1 protein-coding gene is annotated in these 2514 nt (G+C 63.4%); it reads right to left on the bottom strand.

What is annotated here, in order from left to right; translation table 11 throughout:
• Positions 1–170: 170 nt before the first annotated feature.
• Positions 171–1952 (bottom strand): reverse transcriptase/maturase family protein, encoded by a 1782-nt coding sequence (locus RM780_RS27535; protein WP_311633633.1) that lies wholly within the window; start codon positions 1950–1952, stop codon positions 171–173.
• Positions 1953–2514 lie beyond the last annotated feature (562 nt).

The raw sequence follows: 2514 nt of genomic DNA on the forward strand, positions 1-2514 counted from the left end.
GAAGTGGCTGGCTGTGCGTTCGTAGCGGCGGTGCAGGCGTCGGAAGCCGTGGAGCCATGCGGTTGGGTCGGCCGCGCGGTGAGGTGCTTGCCGTGAGGGCGGGTCCTGTTCCGCGCGGCCTCCCGCCGAACCGGACATGACGGTTTCCCGGTCATCCGGCTCTCCAGTGACTACTGCGTGAGTGGTCTGGCTGGCCTTTCCGAGTGGATGCGGTCGTGGCAGGTGTCGCAGGCCACGACGGTTTTGCGGCGCCGGTGAAGCATGACGCGCGCCCAGTCGGAAGGCCGCCATCCGGCATGTGCGAGGTCGGCGAGAGCGCGGACGTGGTGCACTTGCACGTTGCCCTTGTTTCCGCAGATCTCGCAGGTATCCGCCAGGAGTCTCGCGATGAGTTCCTTTTGCGGATAGTCCACCCGGACCGGTTCACGATCGGCGAGTTGCGCCGCTCGCTGCCGTTGGAGGGGAATCCCACCGAACCGTGCCGCCAGTGGTTTCCTGTTCTTCCGCTCGATACGGGCCTCGAAACAGACTCGGGGACCGTTGGGAGTGTCGATTCTGGTCTTGTGTCTGGCGGCCATCTTCGACACCGACGAGCGGTGCTTGGCGGCGAGAGTCTTGAGCATGGACGTTTCCATGACCCATTGCAGCCGGTGCAGCCGGAAGACATCTCCGGCAAGCAGGTAGTACTGAACGATGCCCCGGTAGACAGTCCCGAACGTCGCCACGATCGCGTGATCGCTGCTGTTGATCAGGGCCGTCTTCTTCGCGGGTTTTCCGCGGGCGAGGTAAGGGGCGCACTTGGCTTTGATCACGTCCCGGGGGACACGGAGTGCGATCTGGCCGTTGACCCGACGGTAACGGCCGGTCTTCTTCGTGTCGTTGTGCTGGGTCGTGATCTCGTAGCCGAGAAACCTCGCTGCCCGGGTGCGGGCGTGAGTGATCAGCGTCTTGTCCTGGGACAGTTCCAGCTTGAGTTCATCACGCAGAAACTGGGCCAGGCGCTGTTTGATCTGCTCGGCCTCGGCTTTCGGTCCGGTGAAACCGAGAAGATGATCGTCCGCATAGCGTATGTAGCGCAGCCTGCGGTATCCCGGATCATTGGGATCCGAACTCGGCAGGCTGACCATCCGCTGACGCAACACACGGGCTTGGGCCCGGTCGCCGCGCCGGCGGGATTTCGCCAGCAGATTCTGCAACTCCAGGTAAGCCGGATTGCGGGCCCGGCGATCTCCCCGGGTGTACTCCGGAATCAGAACTGTCTCGGCAAACTCATCCAGCTTGTGCAGGTAGACGTTGGACAGGATCGGGGAGGCCACTCCGCCTTGCGGCGCTCCGGAGAGCGTGGCACCCCATCTCCAGTCCTCCAGGTATCCGGCTGTCAGCATGTTGCGCACCAGCCGCAGAAATCGCTGGTCATGGATCTTCTCGCCGAGGATCGACAGCAGGACCTGATGGTCCAGGCTGCCGAAGCAGTCGGCGATGTCCCCTTCGATGAACCAGGACGTCCCGGTCCAGGTGTGGTCCACCTCCCGCAACGCGGTGTGGCAGCCCCGGCGGGGACGGAACCCATGCGAGCGGTCGGAGAACGTCGGCTCGTAATACGCCTCCAATAACAGGCGGACCACTTCACCGACGAGCTTGTCCGACCAGGTCGGCAACCCCAGCGGACGCATCTTCCCGTTCTTCTTCGGGATATGGACGCGGCGGACCGGACGGAAGCGGTAGCGCTCATGACGCATCGCCTCAATGATCCGGTCGATCTTACGCTGTGACATGCCGTCCACGGTTTCCGATGTGACCCCGGGCGTCATCGCGCCGTGATTGGCGTAGATGCGGCCGTAGGCCAGCAGATACAACTGCGGGTTGAACAGTTGCCGATACAGTTCCTCGCACGGCAGGCCACGCCTGCCGCGTTCACGCAGGACACCCAGCACCGTTTTGGCGCTCTGCATTCCGCATACCTCCCGAGTCTCGGGTGTCCGAATCACCTGGCCCCCTTCGCCCGATGTGGACGGCTTTCCCGTCCTCCCTGGCCGGTCGTTACTCCGGCGACTACTACGGGGCCTCCGTCGCCATAGGACTCGCGTCCCGTAGGCGATCCCACGTTCGTCCCTGTCTGTACGTTCTAGCGCGACACAGGCGTCCCACTCATCTCCTTGAATGCCCTCGCTGGGCATCGCTCCGCACCCCGGAAGTTGCTCCGGCCACACCATTCGAAGCCAGAGCAGAGCGCGGCGCCGGTTTCAGTTGTCTTTCCGGCGGATGGGAACTTGCATCTTCTGGAGATTGGGCTTCAAACAATCCAGTCTTCGCCATATCGCGCGGGCCACCCAGTACCCCGTCCCTGACAACTGGACCCGGTTACTGGTTTCCTGACATGCTGTTGTCCCCTTCACCTTTCGGATCCAGGTAAGTCATCGGGCCCAGGAACCTCCTTCCGAGTTCCTCCCGGCTGAGCCGGAGATACAAACAGAGCGCCTCGTGGCGCACAAGGCGCGCTCGACGACCCAGCGG

The organism is Streptomyces boetiae (assembly GCF_031845405.1).
GTDB classification, from domain to species: domain Bacteria; phylum Actinomycetota; class Actinomycetes; order Streptomycetales; family Streptomycetaceae; genus Streptomyces; species Streptomyces boetiae.